16 protein-coding genes and 2 tRNA genes are annotated in these 19,132 nt (G+C 42.0%); 2 read left to right on the top strand and 16 right to left on the bottom strand.

The window, feature by feature from the left end; translation table 11 throughout:
• The first annotated feature begins 308 nt into the window (after nt 1–308).
• Nucleotides 309–2,345 (top strand): putative bifunctional diguanylate cyclase/phosphodiesterase, encoded by a 2,037-nt coding sequence (locus IEY40_RS05790; protein ID WP_188954209.1) that lies wholly within the window; start codon nt 309–311, stop codon nt 2,343–2,345.
• Nucleotides 2,346–2,710: 365 nt separating this feature from the next.
• Here IEY40_RS05790 and rpsO read toward each other — a convergent pair whose 3' ends face one another.
• The 14 genes from rpsO to rlmE form a co-directional block, all read right to left on the bottom strand.
• A complete protein-coding gene (gene rpsO / locus IEY40_RS05785) occupies nt 2,711–2,980 on the bottom strand; it encodes a 30S ribosomal protein S15 (protein ID WP_160055238.1) in 270 nt (89 codons plus the stop codon).
• A gap of 142 nt (nt 2,981–3,122) precedes the next feature.
• Nucleotides 3,123–4,070, bottom strand: a complete 948-nt coding sequence (truB, locus tag IEY40_RS05780; RefSeq protein ID WP_188954207.1) for a tRNA pseudouridine(55) synthase TruB — start codon at nt 4,068–4,070, stop codon at nt 3,123–3,125.
• Complete coding sequence (gene rbfA / locus IEY40_RS05775) at nt 4,070–4,501, bottom strand: 30S ribosome-binding factor RbfA (protein ID WP_160055242.1); 432 nt, start codon at nt 4,499–4,501, stop codon at nt 4,070–4,072. The genes truB and rbfA overlap by 1 nt, the downstream gene beginning before the upstream one ends.
• 66 nt (nt 4,502–4,567) lie before the next feature.
• Complete coding sequence (gene infB / locus IEY40_RS05770; RefSeq protein WP_188954205.1) at nt 4,568–7,219, bottom strand: translation initiation factor IF-2; 2,652 nt, start codon at nt 7,217–7,219, stop codon at nt 4,568–4,570.
• 25 nt (nt 7,220–7,244) lie between these two features.
• On the bottom strand, nt 7,245–8,744 hold the full coding sequence (gene nusA / locus IEY40_RS05765; RefSeq protein ID WP_188954203.1) for a transcription termination factor NusA: 1,500 nt from the start codon (nt 8,742–8,744) through the stop codon (nt 7,245–7,247).
• A gap of 31 nt (nt 8,745–8,775) precedes the next feature.
• On the bottom strand, nt 8,776–9,231 hold the full coding sequence (gene rimP / locus IEY40_RS05760) for a ribosome maturation factor RimP (protein ID WP_160055251.1): 456 nt from the start codon (nt 9,229–9,231) through the stop codon (nt 8,776–8,778).
• Nucleotides 9,232–9,400: 169 nt separating this feature from the next.
• A tRNA-Met gene (locus IEY40_RS05755) sits at nt 9,401–9,476 on the bottom strand.
• Nucleotides 9,477–9,558: 82 nt separating this feature from the next.
• Nucleotides 9,559–9,645 (bottom strand) — tRNA-Leu (locus tag IEY40_RS05750).
• A 13-nt stretch (nt 9,646–9,658) separates the two neighbouring features.
• Nucleotides 9,659–9,994, bottom strand: a complete 336-nt coding sequence (gene secG, locus IEY40_RS05745) for a preprotein translocase subunit SecG (protein ID WP_188954201.1) — start codon at nt 9,992–9,994, stop codon at nt 9,659–9,661.
• 4 nt (nt 9,995–9,998) lie between these two features.
• On the bottom strand, nt 9,999–10,781 hold the full coding sequence (gene tpiA / locus IEY40_RS05740; RefSeq protein WP_188954199.1) for a triose-phosphate isomerase: 783 nt from the start codon (nt 10,779–10,781) through the stop codon (nt 9,999–10,001).
• A 138-nt stretch (nt 10,782–10,919) separates the two neighbouring features.
• Nucleotides 10,920–12,257, bottom strand: a complete 1,338-nt coding sequence (gene glmM / locus IEY40_RS05735; protein WP_188954198.1) for a phosphoglucosamine mutase — start codon at nt 12,255–12,257, stop codon at nt 10,920–10,922.
• Nucleotides 12,258–12,350: 93 nt separating this feature from the next.
• Nucleotides 12,351–13,184, bottom strand: a complete 834-nt coding sequence (gene folP, locus IEY40_RS05730) for a dihydropteroate synthase (RefSeq protein WP_188954196.1) — start codon at nt 13,182–13,184, stop codon at nt 12,351–12,353.
• A gap of 69 nt (nt 13,185–13,253) precedes the next feature.
• The gene (ftsH, locus tag IEY40_RS05725; protein ID WP_188954194.1) at nt 13,254–15,203 is read right to left on the bottom strand and encodes an ATP-dependent zinc metalloprotease FtsH; all 1,950 of its coding nucleotides are present in this window, start codon (nt 15,201–15,203) and stop codon (nt 13,254–13,256) included.
• Between the two features lie 45 nt (nt 15,204–15,248).
• Nucleotides 15,249–15,878: a 23S rRNA (uridine(2552)-2'-O)-methyltransferase RlmE gene (rlmE, locus tag IEY40_RS05720; protein ID WP_188954192.1), complete on the bottom strand. Its 630-nt coding sequence runs from the start codon at nt 15,876–15,878 to the stop codon at nt 15,249–15,251.
• A 90-nt stretch (nt 15,879–15,968) separates the two neighbouring features.
• Here rlmE and yhbY point away from each other — a divergent pair, with 90 nt between their 5' ends.
• On the top strand, nt 15,969–16,271 hold the full coding sequence (gene yhbY / locus IEY40_RS05715) for a ribosome assembly RNA-binding protein YhbY (RefSeq protein WP_160055271.1): 303 nt from the start codon (nt 15,969–15,971) through the stop codon (nt 16,269–16,271).
• A 69-nt stretch (nt 16,272–16,340) separates the two neighbouring features.
• On the opposite strand, the gene secF is transcribed toward yhbY, so the two are convergent.
• Both secF and secD read right to left on the bottom strand, forming a co-directional pair.
• Nucleotides 16,341–17,264, bottom strand: a complete 924-nt coding sequence (gene secF, locus IEY40_RS05710) for a protein translocase subunit SecF (protein WP_188954190.1) — start codon at nt 17,262–17,264, stop codon at nt 16,341–16,343.
• A 3-nt stretch (nt 17,265–17,267) separates the two neighbouring features.
• Nucleotides 17,268–19,091 (bottom strand): protein translocase subunit SecD, encoded by a 1,824-nt coding sequence (secD, locus tag IEY40_RS05705; RefSeq protein ID WP_188954188.1) that lies wholly within the window; start codon nt 19,089–19,091, stop codon nt 17,268–17,270.
• Between the last annotated feature and the right edge of the window lie 41 nt (nt 19,092–19,132).

Below are 19,132 nucleotides of genomic sequence, written 5' to 3'. Positions count from 1 at the left end.
AGAATGAAAAAAAAGTAAAATAATCATTTTCCTATAACAGAAACCCATATTAATCACGCTTTTGTTATAAATGATTCAATTTTTGTTACAAATAAGCCATTATAGGTCAAAGTTCAATCGGATAGCTAATGACAACAGCAGTCAATTTGACTAAAGTTAAACAGTGATATCAAACAATAAAATGGATGATATAGGCCACTAGCGGCCTTAAAATATATTATTATAAAACAATAAATTATTTGCGCTCATAGCTTGTAGAGCTGTGTAAATCAAACAAAAATAGTCACTTACGCGACACGGAAAATGAAATGACCGCCAGCTTTAAGTCTTTAACATGGAAGCAGACGAACTTAGTGGTTTTCACCGCTTTGTTTTTTGCTATTGCTATTTTTATCGTCGAAATAGCCATTCAAGTCATCTCAACTAAAAATCAGCTCAGTGATGCACAACAAGAACTGCTTAATTCGGTTGAGCAAACAACCACCAATGCAGTTTGGTCACTCGATGACAAGCTTGCTAGCCAAACCCTTGAAGGCATTATTAAAGTCGACAATGTCGGCTCAGCAGTTATCGAGCTCGATGATGGTTCATTATTCGTCACCACTTCAAATCCTGTCGATAAGTCCTCAGCGACTTACACTAATTTAAGCCAACGCTTATTTGGTGATTTAAGAGAAACCTCAAGACCTTTATACCGGCCTTTTTATTTTGAAGGGAATAAAGAACAGCAACTCATTGGCACGCTGACTGTGTTTTATGATACTCAAAAGCTAACCAATAAATTATTCAGTCAATTGCAGTTAGGTTTAATCGCCACATTAGCACGCGCTTTATTGTTAACTTTGGTACTAAGTGTCGTGTTTCATCGATTTTTAACTCAACCTATAGCACGAATTAGCGAAGCCATTGATAAAATCGATCCCGATTCGCCTGATGAAAATCTATTACCCATGTCTCCCGCACACAAAGACGATGAGCTTGGCCTGGTCACCAGCAAATTTAATCAGATACTGTTGCAGTTTAGTCAAACCCAAAACAAACTCCGTAAGATGGCAACGCGCGACCCGTTAACAGGATTACCCAATCGCACTCTGTTACTTGAAACGCTTAACGTGACAATTCAGCGTTCACGTGTCCATAAACGTAATTTTTCACTATTATTTATCGATTTAGACCGTTTTAAAAACGTCAATGACTCACTTGGTCATGCACTTGGAGATCAATTTTTAGCACGAATAGCTCGTATATTAGAACGCGTTGTAGGAGATAGAGGTAGTGTAGCGAGACTCGGTGGCGATGAGTTTGTGATTTTAGCTGATGAAATACAAACCCCCGCTCAAGCAGCTGACTTTGTCGATAAACTTTTAATTCAGTTAAATGCGCCAGTTCAATTAAATGAACATGCTATTCACCCGGCAGCATCAATTGGGATTTCAATCTACCCTGAAGATGGTGATACTGCTGAAGATCTTATTAGACATGCTGACATTGCCATGTATAGCGCTAAAGCAGCCGGTTCAAATCAATGGTCTTTCTTTAAACAACAAATGACCGAGCGTGCTGCGGTAAGACTTCGTACTGAAGCATCATTACATGATGCATTGAAAAACAATGAATTCTTATTATATTTCCAGCCAAAGTTTGATTTGAGTACTCATAAAGTGGTCGGTTGTGAAGCACTAATCCGCTGGCAAAAAGATGGTAGGTTAATTAGCCCGATGTCATTTATTCCGGTAGCAGAAGAGACCGGCATTATTATTCCTATTGGCCGCTGGGTCATTGAGCAAAGCTGTAAAGTCATTCGAGAATGGCAACGTAAATACAATTATGCAATCCCCATAGCCGTCAATGTAGCCTCACAACAGTTTGCTGACGCTAGTTTAGTACCCGATATTAAGCAACTCGCTATTCGATACCAAATTCGCCCTGAATTACTAGAAGTTGAGATAACTGAAACATCATTAATGAATGATGTAGAGCAAGCGATAGTGAAACTAGAGCAACTTAAATCCGCTGGATTTGGTATTGCTGTAGATGATTTTGGAACCGGTTATTCGTCACTATCATACTTACGACATTTACCGATCACAACAATGAAAATCGATCGGGCTTTTGTTAGTGACTTACCTAAAGATAGCGCGATAGCATCAACTATTTTGATGCTAGGCCGCCAGCTAGATTTAACCATTGTTGCTGAAGGTATTGAAAACGAAGAACAGCTACAATGGCTTAAAGATAATCAATGTGAAATAGGCCAGGGCTTTTTCTTTAGCCAGCCGTTGCCGTTAGAAGAGTTTGAACAAAAATATATCATGTCTGAAACCGCAAAAATCGTTCGTATATAGCACTTTAATCGCCATTTACTACAGATAAAGCATATATTGTTGTCTTTGTTATCTTTAGCGGTGATGGTGCAATCAAGACTTTCATTGAGAAGTGCCGAAGGATTTATCAAGGATAGTTATAACCATATCGCTGTAATCACTCAATAAGAAACATTAATCGAGCTGGTAAAAGCACTTGCTTACACATATAAAATCACCTGTTCGCTCAAGTGGCTAATTGCAGTATAACAATATGTATAGTCTTGCCAGCCAAGCCTATATATCTTCTAGGTAGTCATTCATAACAAATTCTAGATAATAAAAAAGGAGGCAAAGCCTCCTTTTTTACGGTTTAGTTCACTTACATCAGTAAGCGATACATCGAATTAACGACGTAAACCTAACTTCTTGATCAGAACAGCATAACGCTCTGAGTCAGTACGCTTTAGGTAAGCTGTAAGCTTACGACGAGCGCTAACCATGCGTAATAGACCACGACGTGAGTGGTGATCATGGATGTGCTCTTTAAAGTGACCTTGAAGGTGATTAATTTGAGCAGTTAACAAAGCTACTTGAACTTCAGTTGAACCTGTATCGTTTTCGCCGCGACCAAACTCAGCTAAAATTTTTGCTTTTGCTTCAGCACTTAGTGACATGTGTATCTCCAAAAAAAGTAAATGTATCTCTAGCCGATCACTAACTCAGCCAGAGCGAGCGCGATATTCTAACTAGATTAGATAGTAACCGCAATAAAAAAGTGTATAAAACCGATCAATTGAGCTATTAACGCTAACAATATCACTCAGGAGTGTCGTGTATTACAATGAGACGCTTTGGCGCTAGCAATCCATCATCGTTCATACTACCAATACCAACAAACCTACGCTCATCACCGATAGTAATACGCACTAAACAATCTGGTTTTAATCCAGAAGCTTGGATAGCTTGACCTTGCATGACGTAATACAACATCGCGTCTGGTAGGTTAATTTCAGGGAAATTAGCCACCGCGGTATCCATTGGCAATAATAATGGATCTAATAAGGCTTTAGGGGCGATCTCTTGTTCTTGTGCTTGAGCTAATAGCGCCTCAAGTTCAGCGAGACTGACCATTTTTTCATATGGGTATTCTGCAACTTGCGTACGGCGCAGCATAATCACATGAGCACCACAGCCGAGCATCTCACCTAAATCGTCAATAATGGTGCGAATGTACGTCCCTTTAGAACAGTGAATATCTAAAGTTAACTCATCGCCTTCGAGCTTAATAAAATTAAGCTCGAATACAGTGATCGGGCGAGACTCACGAGGTACCTCAATACCTTCACGCGCATATTTATATAAAGGCTGACCTTGATATTTTAACGCTGAATACATTGATGGAATTTGTTGTGTTGTTCCACGAAAAAAATCAAGCTTTTCATCAAGAAGAGCCTGAGTAAAATCCACTGGACGCGTTTGCACAACTTCACCATCTGAGTCACTGGTGTCTGTTCGTTGACCAAGTTTTGCTGTGACAAGGTAGCGTTTATCAGCATCTAACAAATGCTGAGAAAACTTAGTTGCCTCACCTAAACAAATAGGTAACATGCCTGTCGCTAATGGATCTAATGCGCCAGTATGCCCTGCTTTATTTGCATTAAAGATGCGCTTAACTTTTTGCAAAGCAAAGTTAGAGCTCATGCCAGTATCTTTATCGAGTAATACGATTCCGTCGATGAAGCGACCTTTAGGGCGACGAGCCATTAATCTTGCTCCTTGTCACCATCAACAGATTCACTGCTATCTGATGCTTGTGGGTCATATTGCTGCTGCTTAGCTTTATCTTTATTGATAACCTGAGTCACTAGGTTAGACATACGCATGCCTTCTACCAATGAACTGTCATAAACAAAACGCAATTCAGGCATAACACGTAATTTCATACGTCCGGCCACTAATGTGCGTATATAAGGTGCAGCTGCACTAAGTGCATCTATTTTTTGTTGAACAAGTTCAATGTCTTCTTCAAAGAAAGTCACAAACACTTTTGCATAACTTAAATCACGTGAAACGTCTACGTCGTTTACGGTGACAAAGCCAATGCGGGGATCTTTCATATCGCGTTGTAACACCATTGCAAGTTCTTGCTGGAGTTGTTGTGCAATACGTCGAGTACGACTAAATTCTTTTGCCATGATGATGTGCCATAACGTTGGGTATACAATCAAAAAGGGCGGCTAATGCCGCCCTTCCAATGGTGCTTATAAGGTGCGAGCTATTTCGACTGTTTCGAAGACCTCAATTTGGTCTCCTACGCGAACGTCATTATAGTTCTTCACGCCGATACCACATTCCATGCCATTACGGACTTCCTGTGCATCGTCTTTAAAGCGACGTAATGATTCAAGTTCACCTTCGAAGATAACTACGTTTTCACGAAGTACACGGATAGGTGCACTGCGCTTAACAAGACCTTCAGTAACCATACAACCGGCAATAGCACCCAGTTTAGGAGACTTAAACACATCACGAACTTCAGCAAGACCAATAATTTCTTGCTTAAATTCAGGTGCAAGCATACCGGTCATTGCAGCGCGAACTTCATCGATTAAGTTATAGATGATGCTGTAATAACGTAAATCAACACTTTCAGCTTCAATTGTTTTACGTGCCTGTGCATCAGCACGGACGTTAAAGCCAACTAGAATTGCATTTGACGCTGCTGCAAGTGTTGCATCAGTTTCAGTTAGTGCACCTACGCCACGAGCAATAATGTTCACTTTAACTTCGTCTGTAGACAGTTTAGTTAATGATTCACAAATTGCTTCTAATGAACCTTGTACATCAGCTTTAAGTACGATGTTCAGCTCTTGAACTTCACCTTCTTCCATGTTGGCAAACATGTTTTCTAGCTTAGACTTCTGCTGACGCGCTAACTTAACATCACGGAACTTGCCTTGACGATAAAGAGCAACTTCACGCGCTTTACGTTCATCACGTACTACAGTGGCTTCATCACCTGCAGATGGAACACCTGAAAGACCTAAAATCTCAACAGGAATAGAAGGACCCGCTTCAGTAATTGCTTTACCATTTTCGTCTTTCATTGCACGGATTTTACCGTACTCTAAACCACATAAAACGATATCGCCTTGGCGTAATGTACCTTCTTGAACCAAGATAGTTGCCACAGGGCCACGACCTTTATCAAGTTGTGATTCAATAACCACACCAGCTGCCATAGTATCGCGTACAGCTTTAAGTTCTAAAACTTCAGCTTGTAACAAGATACCTTCTAACAGTTCATCAACACCTTCACCCGTTTTGGCTGATAAGTGAACGAACATGTTATCTCCGCCCCAATCATCAGACATAACACCGTGTTGAGAAAGTTCGCTCTTAACACGATCTGGATCCGCTTCTGGCTTATCCATTTTGTTAACTGCGACGATTAATGGCACGTTACCGGCTTTAGCATGTTGAATTGCTTCAATCGTTTGTGGCATTACACCATCATCTGCGGCAACAACAAGAATAACGATATCTGTCGCTTTGGCACCACGAGCACGCATTGAAGTAAATGCCGCGTGACCTGGGGTGTCTAAGAAAGTGATCATGCCATTGTCAGTTTCTACATGGTATGCACCAATGTGCTGGGTAATACCACCGGCTTCGCCAGCAGCAACTTTTGCACGACGGATATAATCAAGTAGAGATGTCTTACCATGGTCAACGTGGCCCATAATAGTCACAACAGGAGCACGAGACTCAAGCTTGATATTGGCATCACGATCTTGCAGTACTTGATGCTCTAATTCATTATCACGGATTAGAACCACTTTATGACCCATTTCTTCTGCAACCATTTGGGCAGTTTCTTGGTCAAGTACCTGGTTAATCGTTACCATTGAACCCATTTTCATCATTTGCTTGATGATCTCAGTGGCTTTAATTGCCATTAAGTGAGCAAGTTCAGAAACAGTAACGGTTTCACCAATACGTACATCACGACTTACAGCAGCGGCAGGTTTATTAAAACCATGAGCCATTGATTGTGGCGCAGTACTACGGTTACGCATGTGTTTTTCACGACCGTCACGCGCATCTTTACCACCGCGTTTCTTATTGGTGTTTTTGTTGCGTGCACGACGACCACGTTTTTCATCATCCGCATCAGAGCTATCTTCTGCTGCACGAGCAACTTTAGACGTCGTAATGTGGTGATCACTGTTCTTTTCAGCTTCTAAACGTAAACGCTCTTCTTCGGCCCAACGCTTCGAGTTTTCTTCAGCTAATTTGCGAGCTTTTTCTGCTGCTTGTGCTGCTTCTTCTTTCTGCTTTTCGGTTAATACCGCTTCTTGAGTTGCTTTTAAGCGCTCTGCTTCAGCTTTAGCTGCTGCAGTTTCTGGGTCAGTTACTTTAGGCGCTTTTGGCTCTGCTTTCGCTTTTTCTGATTTCACTTTGGCTTCTGCTTCTGCTTTTTTCTTGGCTTCTGCATCAGCTTTTGCTTTCGCTTCTGCTGCTGCCTTTGCTTCTGCTTCAACCTTTGCTTTAGCTTCCGCTTCCGCCTGGGCTTTTTCTTGCGCTTCTAATTCAGCTTGTTTAGCTAAATCAGTGTCATCACGCTTAACAAAAGTACGTTTTTTACGTACTTCTACTTTCACGTCTTTAGACTGGCCGCCTGTGCTCGCAACGCTTAACGTTGACACAGTTTTACGCTGAAGCGTCATTTTAGTCGGTGCAGAATCTGCGCCGTGCTGTTTTTTCAGAAAGTCTAAAAGCTGCTGCTTTTCTTGTTCTGAAACGGTATCTTTTTGTTGTTTCTTAATACCAGCATCTGAGAATTGTTCGATTAAACGCTCAACCGACTTTCCCACTTCTGCTGCTAATTTTTCTACGCTTGTATCTGCCATCAATTAAATCCCCCTGTTGATCGACTTATGCTTCTTCGCCAAACCAACAGATGTTGCGGGCAGCCATAATAAGCTCACCTGCTTTTTCTTCTGTTAATTCTTCAATATCAATTAAATCGTCAATACCTTGCTCGGCCAAGTCTTCTAAAGTCACTACGCCTTTGCTCGCTAAAACATAAGCTAAATGTCTTTCTAATCCTTCCAATGCTAATAAGTCAGCACTTGGCTCTGCACCATCTAACGCTTCTTCAGTAGCTAGTGCTCTTGTCGAGATAGCTGCTTTTGCACGTTCACGTAATGCCGCGACGGTTCCTTCGTCAAAGCCTTCTATTGCGAGTAGTTCAGATTCTGGCACATAAGCGATTTCTTCTAGTGAAGTAAATCCTTCATCAGCTAATACTGTCGCAAAATCTGTATCTACATCTAGCGAAGCTACAAACAAATCAATCACTTTCGCACTTTCGGCTTGGTGTTTTTTGTTCATGTCTTCTACTGTCATTACGTTTAGTTCCCAACCAGTCAGTTGAGTTGCTAAACGTACGTTTTGGCCGTTACGACCAATAGCCTGTGCTAAACTGTCGGCTTCAACAGCAATGTCCATAGAGTGGTTGTCTTCGTCCACAATGATAGACGCAACATCGGCTGGCGCCATGGCATTGATCACATATTGAGCAGGATTATCATCCCACAACACGATGTCAACACGCTCGCCACCTAATTCATTCGAAACTGCTTGTACGCGTGCACCACGCATACCAACACAAGCACCTATCGGATCAATACGACGGTCGTTAGACTTAACAGCAATTTTAGCGCGAGCGCCTGGATCACGTGCAGCACCCATTACTTCGATTAACTCGTCATAAATTTCAGGCACTTCTACGCGAAAAAGCTCAATTAACATTTCAGGCTTACTACGTGTTAAAAATATTTGAGCGCCACGTGCTTCTGGACGTACTGCGTACAATAATGCACGAACACGGTCACCAGGACGAAATGATTCACGGCTGATTAAATCTTCTCTAAATAATACGCCATCTGCGTTATTACCTAAATCAACAACAACACTTTCACGGGTACTTTTCTTAACGACACCGGTTACGATTTCGCCTTCACGCTCAATAAATTGTTCAACAATTTGCGCGCGTTCTGCTTCACGTACTTTTTGTACGATAACTTGCTTAGCGGTTTGAGTGGTAATACGGTCGAAAGCAACTGAGTCAATTTGATCTTCAATAAACTCACCCACTTGAATACCTGGCTCTTCAAATAAAGCCGCTTCAAGCGTGATTTCGCTGTATGGGTTTTCTAAGGCTTCACCCTTATCATCAACTACCATCCAACGACGGAAAGTATCGTAGTGACCGGTTTTACGATCAATCGCAACACGAACTTCAATATCACCTTCGTATTTTTTCTTAGTAGCAGTAGCTAAAGCAATTTCTAGCGCTTCAAAAATTTTCTCGCGCGGAACGCCTTTCTCGTTGGAAACCGCTTCTGCGACTAGCAGGATCTCTTTATTCATTTGGTCTTGCCTCGTTCTTCACCTGAAACTATCAAAACTTAGCGATAATGTTGCCTTTGCGGATATTATCCAAAGCAACAATCAAGTCTTTACCATCAACTTTGATGGTGAGCATTTGCCCATCAACACTAGTGATGACGCCTTTTAGATTTCGACTACCCGCAACAGGCATAGTCAACTGTACTTTCGCATCTTCACCGATGTAAGCGGCATACTGCGCTGCTGTAAATAACGGTCTATCTACTCCAGGCGAAGATACTTCTAATGTGTATTCTGTAGAAATCGGGTCTTCAACATCCATAACTGCGCTAACTTGACGACTGGCCTCAGCACAATCTTCAATATTGATGCCATTCTCGTGATCAATAAATACACGTAGAATTGAATGACGACCAGCTTGAACATATTCAATGCCCCAAAGCTGAAAGCCTGACGCTTCAACTGGAACCGTTAACATTTCAACTAGCTTGGATTCTATTGTTGCCAAAAATGACCCCCAAAAAACAAAAAAAGGGCTAAAAGCCCCAGAGCAACCCGTCAATAACACGGATATTTAAAAGTCCATATAACAAAAAACCCCGTAATCACGAGGTCATTTTATTATAGAACCTGTAAATTGTAATTTAATTTCAAACTGAAAATAAATTACAAGGAGCTGGTTGCGGGGGCCGGACTTGAACCGACGACCTTCGGGTTATGAGCCCGACGAGCTACCAACTGCTCCACCCCGCGTCAACTGCATGCAAGTATATTGATTTACGTCATATCTTGCAATAACTAATCAAACACAATCCTTGGTTTATTAGTTATAATTTGGTGCCGAGAGCGGGACTTGAACCCGCACGTCCGTTAGGACACAGCCACCTCAAGGCTGCGCGTCTACCAATTCCACCACCTCGGCGTAAACTAGTTTACTAGTCAGGAATCTTAGTTTCTGACTGTTCGGTCTGTACAGGCACTTCATCAATGATTTGCTCTGCTGCAGTACCTAAATCGTTCCATTGATCATTCTGCTGTGTGTGATTGGCACTTAAATTACCAATCACTAAACTTAACGCGAAAAAACCAATCGCTAAGACAGCAGTTGAACGGGTCAGAAAATTACCTGAACCACTTGAGCCAAATAACGTGCCTGAAGCACCAGCTCCGAAAGATGCGCCCATATCGGCACCCTTTCCTTGTTGAATTAAAATTAAGCCTACAAGACCTAATGCAACTATCAAATATACAACTATAAGAACTTCGTACATATTATTACGCGCTCATCGCTATGGTACATAAACTTAAAAACTCAGTAGAGTTCAGACTTGCACCGCCAATCAGACCACCATCAACATCAGGCTGGGCAAAAATATCTGCCGCATTATTGGGGGTAACACTACCACCGTAAAGAATCCTGATATTTTCTCCAATAAATGGAGATACTTCAGAGAGGCGACTGCGAATAAACGCATGAACTTCTTGTGCCTGCTCTGGTGTAGCGCTTTTACCAGTTCCTACTGCCCATAAAGGTTCGTAAGCGATAATAGCGTTATCAAAAGCCATGGTACCGTTTTTTTCTATTACTATGTCTAACTCTTCAGCAATCACCTCAAAGGTGCGTCTTGCCTCACGCGCTGGACCTGATTCACCTACGCATAAAATTGGTGTTAAACCATGTTTTTGCGCTGCAGCAAATTTCTCTGCCACAATATTACTCGTCTCTCCGTACATACGGCGACGTTCGGAATGGCCGATAATCACATACCGACATCCTGAATCTTTTAGCATCTGCCCAGATATTTCACCGGTGTACGCGCCAAAGTCATGTTGACTTAAATTTTGCGCGCCCATTCTAACAAGCGCACCATCTAGAGTTTGCTTATTGGCTTCAAGCAGTTGCCTAACACTTTCAAGATAAATTGAAGGCGGGCATAAAACCACTTCAGCTGAATCATTTTGGAGCTTCGAGGCAAACTTTTTAAAAAGCTCTTCAGCTAATGCTGAATTACCATTCATTTTCCAGTTGCCAGCTACCATAGGACGTCTGAGTGCCATCACTGTCTCCTTTGAAAGCGGCGTGAATAATAGCGAACCACTTATCAAGTTACAATAGCTAAAAGGGGAATATTTCAGTTTAATGGTCGAAGCGTCTACTTTTTAAGCGCGCAATGACATTCCTGAATATTCAAATAATTAACATGCTGCTTTTACCGCCTCAGCGATACTATTTGCATGTGCAAGTACTTGCGAGTGGTCATCTCCTTCGACCATGACTCGGATTAACGGTTCGGTACCTGATTTACGCAGTAATACACGTCCGCGAGCACCCAATTGTGCTTCCACTTTTTCCTGCGCCATTTTAACGGCATCGGTGTCGAGTGGATTGGTGGTTCCTTCAAAGCGAACATTCACTAAAACCTGAGGCAACATTTTCATCGGCTCAGTTAGCTGCTCTAGTGTTGCTTGCTGTCTTCTCATCGCAGCAAGCACTAAAATACCTGCCACAATACCATCGCCTGTTGTACCGTGATCGAGGTTAAGAATGTGGCCTGAGTTTTCACCACCTATACGCCAGTCATGTTGCTTCAACATTTCCATTACGTATCGATCACCTACATTTGAACGAACAAATGGAATATCAAGTGTTTGCAGTGCTAAGTCTAACCCTAAATTCGACATTAAGGTACCCACTACACCGCCTTTTAAAATACCACGCTTTTGAGCATCTACGGCTAAAATATATAATATTTGATCGCCATCTATGACTTCACCACGATTATTAACCATCATTATGCGATCGCCATCACCATCGAGTGCGATACCTAAATCAGCATTTTCAGCTAATACCGTTTCACATATTTTTGCCATTGACGTGGCGCCAACTTTGTCATTTATGTTTAAACCGTTAGGTTTATCACCAATAGCGACAACATCTGCACCTAATTCCCGAAATACATTCGGAGCAATATGATAAGTCGCACCATGAGCACAATCGACGACAATTTTTAACCCTTCTAGAGTATGCTCTGCTGGAAAGTTACCTTTGCAATATTCAATATAACGCCCTGCGGCATCCTCTATACGACGAGCCTTACCGAGTAAGTGAGATTCGACGCAAACCAGAGGCTTTTCAAGTTCAGCTTCTATCTCTAGCTCAATTGCATCATCAAGTTTACTGCCGTCAGTTGAAAAGAATTTAATACCATTGTCGTAATAAGGATTATGCGACGCGCTAATGACGACACCCGCTTCGGCTCTAAACGTTCTCGTTAAATAGGCCACTGCAGGAGTAGGCATAGGCCCTAATAACAACACATTTAAGCCCGCGGCAGATAAACCCGCTTCTAATGCTGATTCAAATAAATATCCTGAAATACGAGTGTCTTTGCCAATGATGACCTTTTGAGTGCCATTTCTCGATAAAACACGCCCTGCAGCCCAACCAAGCTTTAATGCCAGTTCTGGGGTCATTTTACCGTCACCCACTTTACCGCGAATACCGTCAGTACCAAAAAATTTTCTTTGCTTCACAGTTCCCCACTTAAGTGATTCACTTTGTGTTAAGTATTATTATGATTTTTGCGATTACTGGCTGCCATATGCACCATAAAGCAATCGAGAAAGTTATAATTGTTCCATGGTTGCAGACATAACCTTAAGTACATCGAAGGTTTCGGCAACGTCATGCACTCTAATAATTTGCGCGCCTTGTTGCGCAGCAATTAATGCACCAGCCAGACTGCCGGCAAGTCGTTGGTCAGTGTCACGACCTAATAAGTTGCCAATCATACTTTTACGAGATAGACCGACTAGTACCGGCAAATGGAACTCATGCAATTTAGGTAACATGGCTAATAGGCGATAATTATGCGCTAAAGTTTTACCAAAGCCAAAACCTGGATCAAGAATTAATCTCTCACGCTCTATACCCGCAGCTTCACAATAGGCGATACGCAACTCAAAAAATGCGGTAACCTCATCAACCACGTCATCATAGGAAGGCGATTCTTGCATCGTTTGCGGTTCGCCTTGCATGTGCATCAAGCAAATAGGGACATCAAGCGATGCTGCCATAGCTAATGCTCCTGGTACTTGTAATGCACGTACATCATTAATTAAATTAGCACCTGCATTAACTGCCGCCTCCATCACTTCTGGCTTGCTGGTATCGATTGAAATCCAAACATTATGAGTTTTAGCGGTATATTCAATAATAGGAATAACTCTAGCCAACTCTTGTTCAATCGTTACCTTTGCCGCGCCAGGTCTTGTTGACTCACCACCAACATCGATTATTAATGCACCTTGTTCAACCATATCATCAACATGACGACACGCCTGTTCAAAATCGGTATATTCACCGCCATCAGAAAAAGAATCAGGTGTGACATTCACAATGCCCATTACGATTGGCGATGATAAATCAAGGGTTTTATTAGCATGAGTTAATTGAAACACGGGTAACTTCCTAACGTAGATTAAAAACAAGAAAACCCCTTTCGGGGTTTTCTTTATTGGCTTGATTATTTATTTTGCAGGTGATTCATCTGCGTCACTAATATCAGCTTTAGGTGCCTCTTCAGACTTTTCTTCTTCAACTTTAGGTGCACTATTTCCGCCACCTTTGTCATCCGATGATTCATCTTTTTGCCATTCGGCTGGCATACGCACTTCACGACGGTTCATCAAATCATCGATTTGCAAAGAATCAATCGTTTCGTATTTCATCAGTGCATCTTTCATCGCATGTAAAATATCCATATTATCTGTCAGCATGGTTTGCGCACGTTGATAGTTTTTATCGATAAACATTTTGATTTCTGAGTCAATTAACGTCGCCGTGTCACCAGACATTGCTTTTGATTTACCCATACTGCGGCCTAAGAAAACTTCGTTCTCTTCTTCTGCATACAGTAAAGGACCCAGCTTGTCAGAGAAACCCCATTGGGTCACCATGTTACGCGCAATTGATGTTGCGTATTTAATGTCTTGCGATGCACCTGTGGAGACTTTTTCACTACCGTAAATAAGTTCTTCGGCCAAACGTCCACCGTAGGCTACTGAAATCTGCGACTCAAGCTTGCGACGGCTTTGGCTCACAGCATCTGCTTCAGGTAAGAAGAAGGTGACACCTAACGCACGACCGCGCGGAATAATGGTTACCTTGTGTACTGGATCATGTTCAGGCACTAAGCAACCTACGATTGCATGGCCAGCTTCATGATAAGCAGTCATCTCTTTGTCAGATTCAGACATCACCATAGAACGGCGCTCTGCACCCATCATGATTTTATCTTTAGCACGCTCAAACTCTTCCATGCCAACAGAACGACGGTTACCACGTGCAGCAAACAGTGCCGCTTCGTTAACTAAGTTTGCTAAGTCTGCACCTGAGAACCCTGGCGTACCACGAGCAATAACACTGGCTTTAACATCGTCAGATAATGGCACTTTGCGCATATGGACTTTAAGAATCTGCTCACGACCTCTAACATCGGGTAAACCTACAACCACCTGACGGTCAAAACGACCAGGACGAAGTAAAGCAGAGTCTAAAACATCTGGACGGTTAGTCGCAGCAATTACAATAATACCTTCGTTACCTTCAAAGCCATCCATTTCAACCAACATTTGGTTTAATGTTTGTTCACGCTCATCGTGACCACCACCAACACCTGCGCCACGTTGGCGACCCACAGCATCAATTTCGTCAATAAAGATAATACAAGGAGCTGATTTTTTAGCTTGTTCAAACATGTCACGCACACGAGATGCACCAACACCAACAAACATTTCAACGAAATCAGAACCAGATATTGTGAAGAATGGTACTTTTGATTCACCCGCAATCGCTTTAGCAAGCAATGTTTTACCGGTACCAGGTGGTCCCACCATTAATACGCCCGTAGGAATTCGGCCGCCTAATTTTTGGAATTTAGTTGGGTCACGTAAATAATCAACGAGTTCTTTTACTTCTTCTTTTGCTTCATCACAACCTGCAACATCAGCAAACGTGGTTTTGATTTGATCTTCGCTCATCAATTTGGCTTTACTTTTACCAAATGACATTGCGCCTTTACCGCCACCACCTTGCATTTGTCGCATGAAGAAAATCCACACGCCAATAAGTAGTAACATTGGGAACCAAGAAATAAATATTTGGGTTAGGAAGCTTGATTCTTCAGCTTCTTGGCCTTTCATCGTGATACCTTTACGATCAAGATCATTAATTAAATCTTGGTCATACATAGGCATGATAGTGGTGAACTTCTCGCCGGTACGTTTTGTCCCTTCAATTGTTCTTTGGTCGCTTTTTATTTCGACCGTATTAATTTGACCATTTCGGACATTGTCCAAAAAGGCGGAGTAATCCATCTTCTGCGAATTCGAAGAAGAGGGGGAATAACCCTGAAACACTGACATCAGCACAACAGCGATGACAACCCAGAGTATTAAATTTTTTGCCATGTCACTCAAATTACTAGACCTCTTAACAGTCCTGCGATTATTAACGTTAGACTACTACAACTTGTAACCAGTCGCCACTAGATAGACTTCTCGAGAGCGGGCTCTAGAGGAGTCTGGTTTTCGGGTTTTAACTACTTTGAATGCCTCTTTAACTGTTTTCATGTACTCGTCAAAGCCCTCCCCCTGAAAGACTTTAACAGCAAAACAGCCGTTAGGCGCCAACACTTGATGACACATATCTAATGCTAATTCCACTAAATACATAGCTCTAGGTTGATCTACAGTATCCGAACCACTCATGTTCGGAGCCATATCTGATAGTACCACATCCACTTTATCTTGCCCTACTCGGTCAAGCAATGCTTGTAATACTTTGTCTTCTCTAAAATCACCTTGAAGAAAATCGACACCCACAATTGGATCCATTGGTAAAATGTCACATGCGATGACCTTACCTTTATCACCAGCCAATTTAACTGCAACTTGTGACCAACCACCAGGGGCTGCACCCAAATCAACAACAGTCATGCCGGTTTTAATTAAATGATCTTTTTGTTGAATCTCTTCTAACTTAAATGCTGCACGTGAACGTAAACCCCGTTTTTGCGCTAATTTCACATAGTGATCATCAAAGTGTTCTTGCATCCAACGAGTCGAACTCGCGGTACGTTTTTTGGTTACCATTTAAATTCCGCAACAATTCAGAGTTACATAAGCCTTATATAAGGGTAGAATACCGGTTTTTCAACAGTAACTCAGAAAAAGTTGGTACAAATGAACTTAACAACCAAACAAAAACAGCATTTAAAAGGTCTGGCGCACAGTCTAAAGCCAGTGGTGCTGCTTGGTGGCAACGGACTAACTGAAGGTGTTCTGGCTGAAATTGATAGCGCTCTTACTCATCATGAATTGATTAAAGTGAAAGTAGCCTCTGCTGACAGAGAGCTTAAAAATGCCATCGTTGACGCCATTATACGTGAAACCCAGTCTGCGAAAGTGCAACTTATCGGTCATGTACTCGTTATCTTCCGTCATTCACCAGAAATGAAGATAGCTTTGCCTAAGGCAAAAAAATAGTAAAACATTCGTTGTAAAAAAGCCGCTGATTTCAGCGGCTTTTTTATGAAACATAATTAATCGAATTTTTTATGGCGTATCAGGTAACGGTGTAATCAGATAATGCTCAGTTTTTAATCCTAAAAACTCAGGCAATGTTGCTCCAACAGAAATTGAAGACCATGTCCCGGTTAAAATGCCAATAAACATTGCAATAGAAAACCCCTCAAGAGGCGCACCACCCATAATCCACAAAGCGACGACGGTTAGTAACGTTGTTCCAGATGTCACCATAGTACGAGAAAACGTAGACCTAACGGCTAAATTATTAATATCAGTGGTATTCCATTTGGGTTTTGCCACTAACTGTTCTCGCACCCTATCGGCAATAATAATTGAGTCATTAAGCGAATACCCTAATATAGCCAAAATGGCAGCAAGCACTGTTAAGTTAAATTCCATTTGGCTTAATGCAAAAAAGGCTAGCACAAACACAACATCATGAACTAGTGCAAACAGCGCCCCTGAAGCTAAGCGCCATTCAAATCGGTAACTTAAGTACCCCATAATACAGAGCATCGCGACCACTAAAGCTAATCCTCCTTGCTCAACTAACTCTTGGCCTACTTGCGGACCCACAATACTACTATTCAGTACAGTCAAATTAGACGCTAAAGGAGCTAAGACTTGCTGTAATTCAGGGCGTTGATTTTCATCCGGGATATTAGCATAACGCAAAACCCAACGTCCTGGCTCACTGGCCGAAATCACACTCACATCTTGTTGGTAAGCTGCGGTCATTAACGGTTGAATTTCGCTAGCGGTAATGTGCTGATCAATCAGAATTTCGGTGACAACTCCGCCGGTAAAGTCTAAGCCCCAATTAAACCCTTTTACGCCAATAACGCTTAAAGATAACAACATCAATACTACCGATATCAAACTTGATGCATAACGCCATTTGGTTAAATAGCGCAAAGATTGTGATGAGTTGTTGATTTGTTTTGAATTCATTGGTTACACCTTAATCGCGCGGCGAGTGTCACGGCCATAAACTAAATTGATGATTGCACGAGAGGCAAAAATGCCAGTAAACATACTGGTTAATAAACCTAACCCAAGCGTTAATGCAAAACCTTGAATAGGGCCATTACCAATTGAAAATAGCACCACTGCAGTAATCATTGTGGTAAAATTAGCGTCAATAATGGTTGAAAATGCACTATCAAAACCTAGGTCAATTGCACTCGCAAAACTTCTTCCTTCCGCTAACTTATCTTTAATACGTTCAAAAATAAGCACGTTAGTATCAACAGCCATACCGACAGTAAGCACTAACCCAGCGATGCCTGGCAAAGTCAGCACAGCGCCAGGAATAAGTGCCAGTAAACCAAACAACATCACCATATTGGCAATCAATGCAACATTTGCAACCCAACCTAAACGACGATACCAACACGCCATAAATAACAACGTCACCGCCATTCCCAATGCCAGTGCTGCAAAGCCATTTACAATATTTTCGGCACCTAAGCTTGGTCCAATTGTGCGCTCTTCTACTATTGTAACCGGTGCCGTCATTGAACCCGCTCGAAGTAATAGCGCTAATTGTTGCGCCTCTTGATGCGTTCCCGCACCTGTTATCTCAAATTTACTACCTAGCTGACTTTGAATCGTCGCAACACTAATGATTTGAGTAGTTTGCTGTGCTTGACCTTTATCATTACGACTATATTCACTATATGCTGTCGCCATAGGCTTACCGATATTGTCGCGTGAAAAATCAGACATCAACTTACCACCGGCCGAGTCTAGACTGATATTCACTTTCGACATGCCAAAGTCGCCAACAGCGGCTCGAGCATCAACAATGTGATCGCCACCTAATACAGGTTTTCGAGCGACATAAACAGCTTGGCCACTTTCATCTTTAAGCACTATTGCATTAACCGACCCCGTCTCAGCTACAGGGTAAAATGCTAAGCTCGCTGTAGCACCAATGACATTCTTAGCCGTTGCGGGGTCTTGCACGCCAGGTAACTCGATGCGAATACGATTTTCACCTTGGCGTTGCACTAAAGCTTCTGTAATACCTAGCTCTTCGATTCGGCTGCGCATAATTTGTAGGTTTTGTTGTACCGTAAGATTAGTCAGCTTAACTTGCTCATTTTCACTTAATGAAACAACAAGCGTGTCTTGGCTGCCAATAACTTGCCATAAGGGATATTGTTGAATAATAAATTGGCGAACCTGCCCCCTAGCCTCTTGTTGTGATGTTTCAATAGTCACTTCAGCGCCGCTGTCCTGGCGAACCAAAACGCCACTAATATGTTGCTCTCGCACAAATTGCTTTACCGAATCGCTGACCATAACGGCCTGATTTCGAAAAACTAAATCTAGGTCAACATCGAGTAAAAACTGCACTCCCCCACGCAAATCCAAACCTAATTTGATGGGTTCAAAACCCATGTTCAACAACCAATTCGGTGCTGCTGGAGCTAAGGCTAGCGTAACTTGTGCGTCTTCTTTAAATGCTGCTGACAAGATGTTTTTTGCATGGGTTTGCTGATCGGCTTGTTGTAACACAACCAATACATTTTGTTGCTGTTGATCGATTCGTTTACTGCTAATGCCAGCGTGACTTAATGCTTGATACACTTGTTCAGACGAAATAGCATTAGGTGCTTTGGTCGATAACTGTACAGCTGCATCTTCGCCATACCAAGATGGCAGAGCACTTAGAAACAATATGATTAACGTGGCAATAAGTACCCAGTATTTCCACTGTGAGTATTTATTGAATTGCTGATTTACAGGTTTATTTTTTGATATTGATGTCATAACACTCACTCTCACTACACCGCGACCAATGGCCACGATAA

Source organism: Shewanella ulleungensis (assembly GCF_014648315.1).
GTDB classification, from domain to species: domain Bacteria; phylum Pseudomonadota; class Gammaproteobacteria; order Enterobacterales; family Shewanellaceae; genus Shewanella; species Shewanella ulleungensis.
This window is presented reverse-complemented; position numbering and strand designations above follow the sequence as displayed.

Bases quoted from the DNA above. Each gene is read 5' to 3' on its own strand.
- IEY40_RS05790 (WP_188954209.1), top strand. From the start codon at position 309: ATGACCGCCAGCTTTAAGTCTTTAACATGGAAGCAGACGAACTTAGTG.
- rpsO (WP_160055238.1), bottom strand. From the start codon at position 2,980: ATGTCACTAAGTGCTGAAGCAAAAGCAAAAATTTTAGCTGAGTTTGGT.
- truB (WP_188954207.1), bottom strand. From the start codon at position 4,070: ATGGCTCGTCGCCCTAAAGGTCGCTTCATCGACGGAATCGTATTACTC.
- rbfA (WP_160055242.1), bottom strand. From the start codon at position 4,501: ATGGCAAAAGAATTTAGTCGTACTCGACGTATTGCACAACAACTCCAG.
- infB (WP_188954205.1), bottom strand. From the start codon at position 7,219: ATGGCAGATACAAGCGTAGAAAAATTAGCAGCAGAAGTGGGAAAGTCG.
- nusA (WP_188954203.1), bottom strand. From the start codon at position 8,744: ATGAATAAAGAGATCCTGCTAGTCGCAGAAGCGGTTTCCAACGAGAAA.
- secG (WP_188954201.1), bottom strand. From the start codon at position 9,994: ATGTACGAAGTTCTTATAGTTGTATATTTGATAGTTGCATTAGGTCTT.
- tpiA (WP_188954199.1), bottom strand. From the start codon at position 10,781: ATGGCACTCAGACGTCCTATGGTAGCTGGCAACTGGAAAATGAATGGT.
- rlmE (WP_188954192.1), bottom strand. From the start codon at position 15,878: ATGGTAACCAAAAAACGTACCGCGAGTTCGACTCGTTGGATGCAAGAA.
- yhbY (WP_160055271.1), top strand. From the start codon at position 15,969: ATGAACTTAACAACCAAACAAAAACAGCATTTAAAAGGTCTGGCGCAC.
- secF (WP_188954190.1), bottom strand. From the start codon at position 17,264: ATGAATTCAAAACAAATCAACAACTCATCACAATCTTTGCGCTATTTA.
- secD (WP_188954188.1), bottom strand. From the start codon at position 19,091: ATGACATCAATATCAAAAAATAAACCTGTAAATCAGCAATTCAATAAA.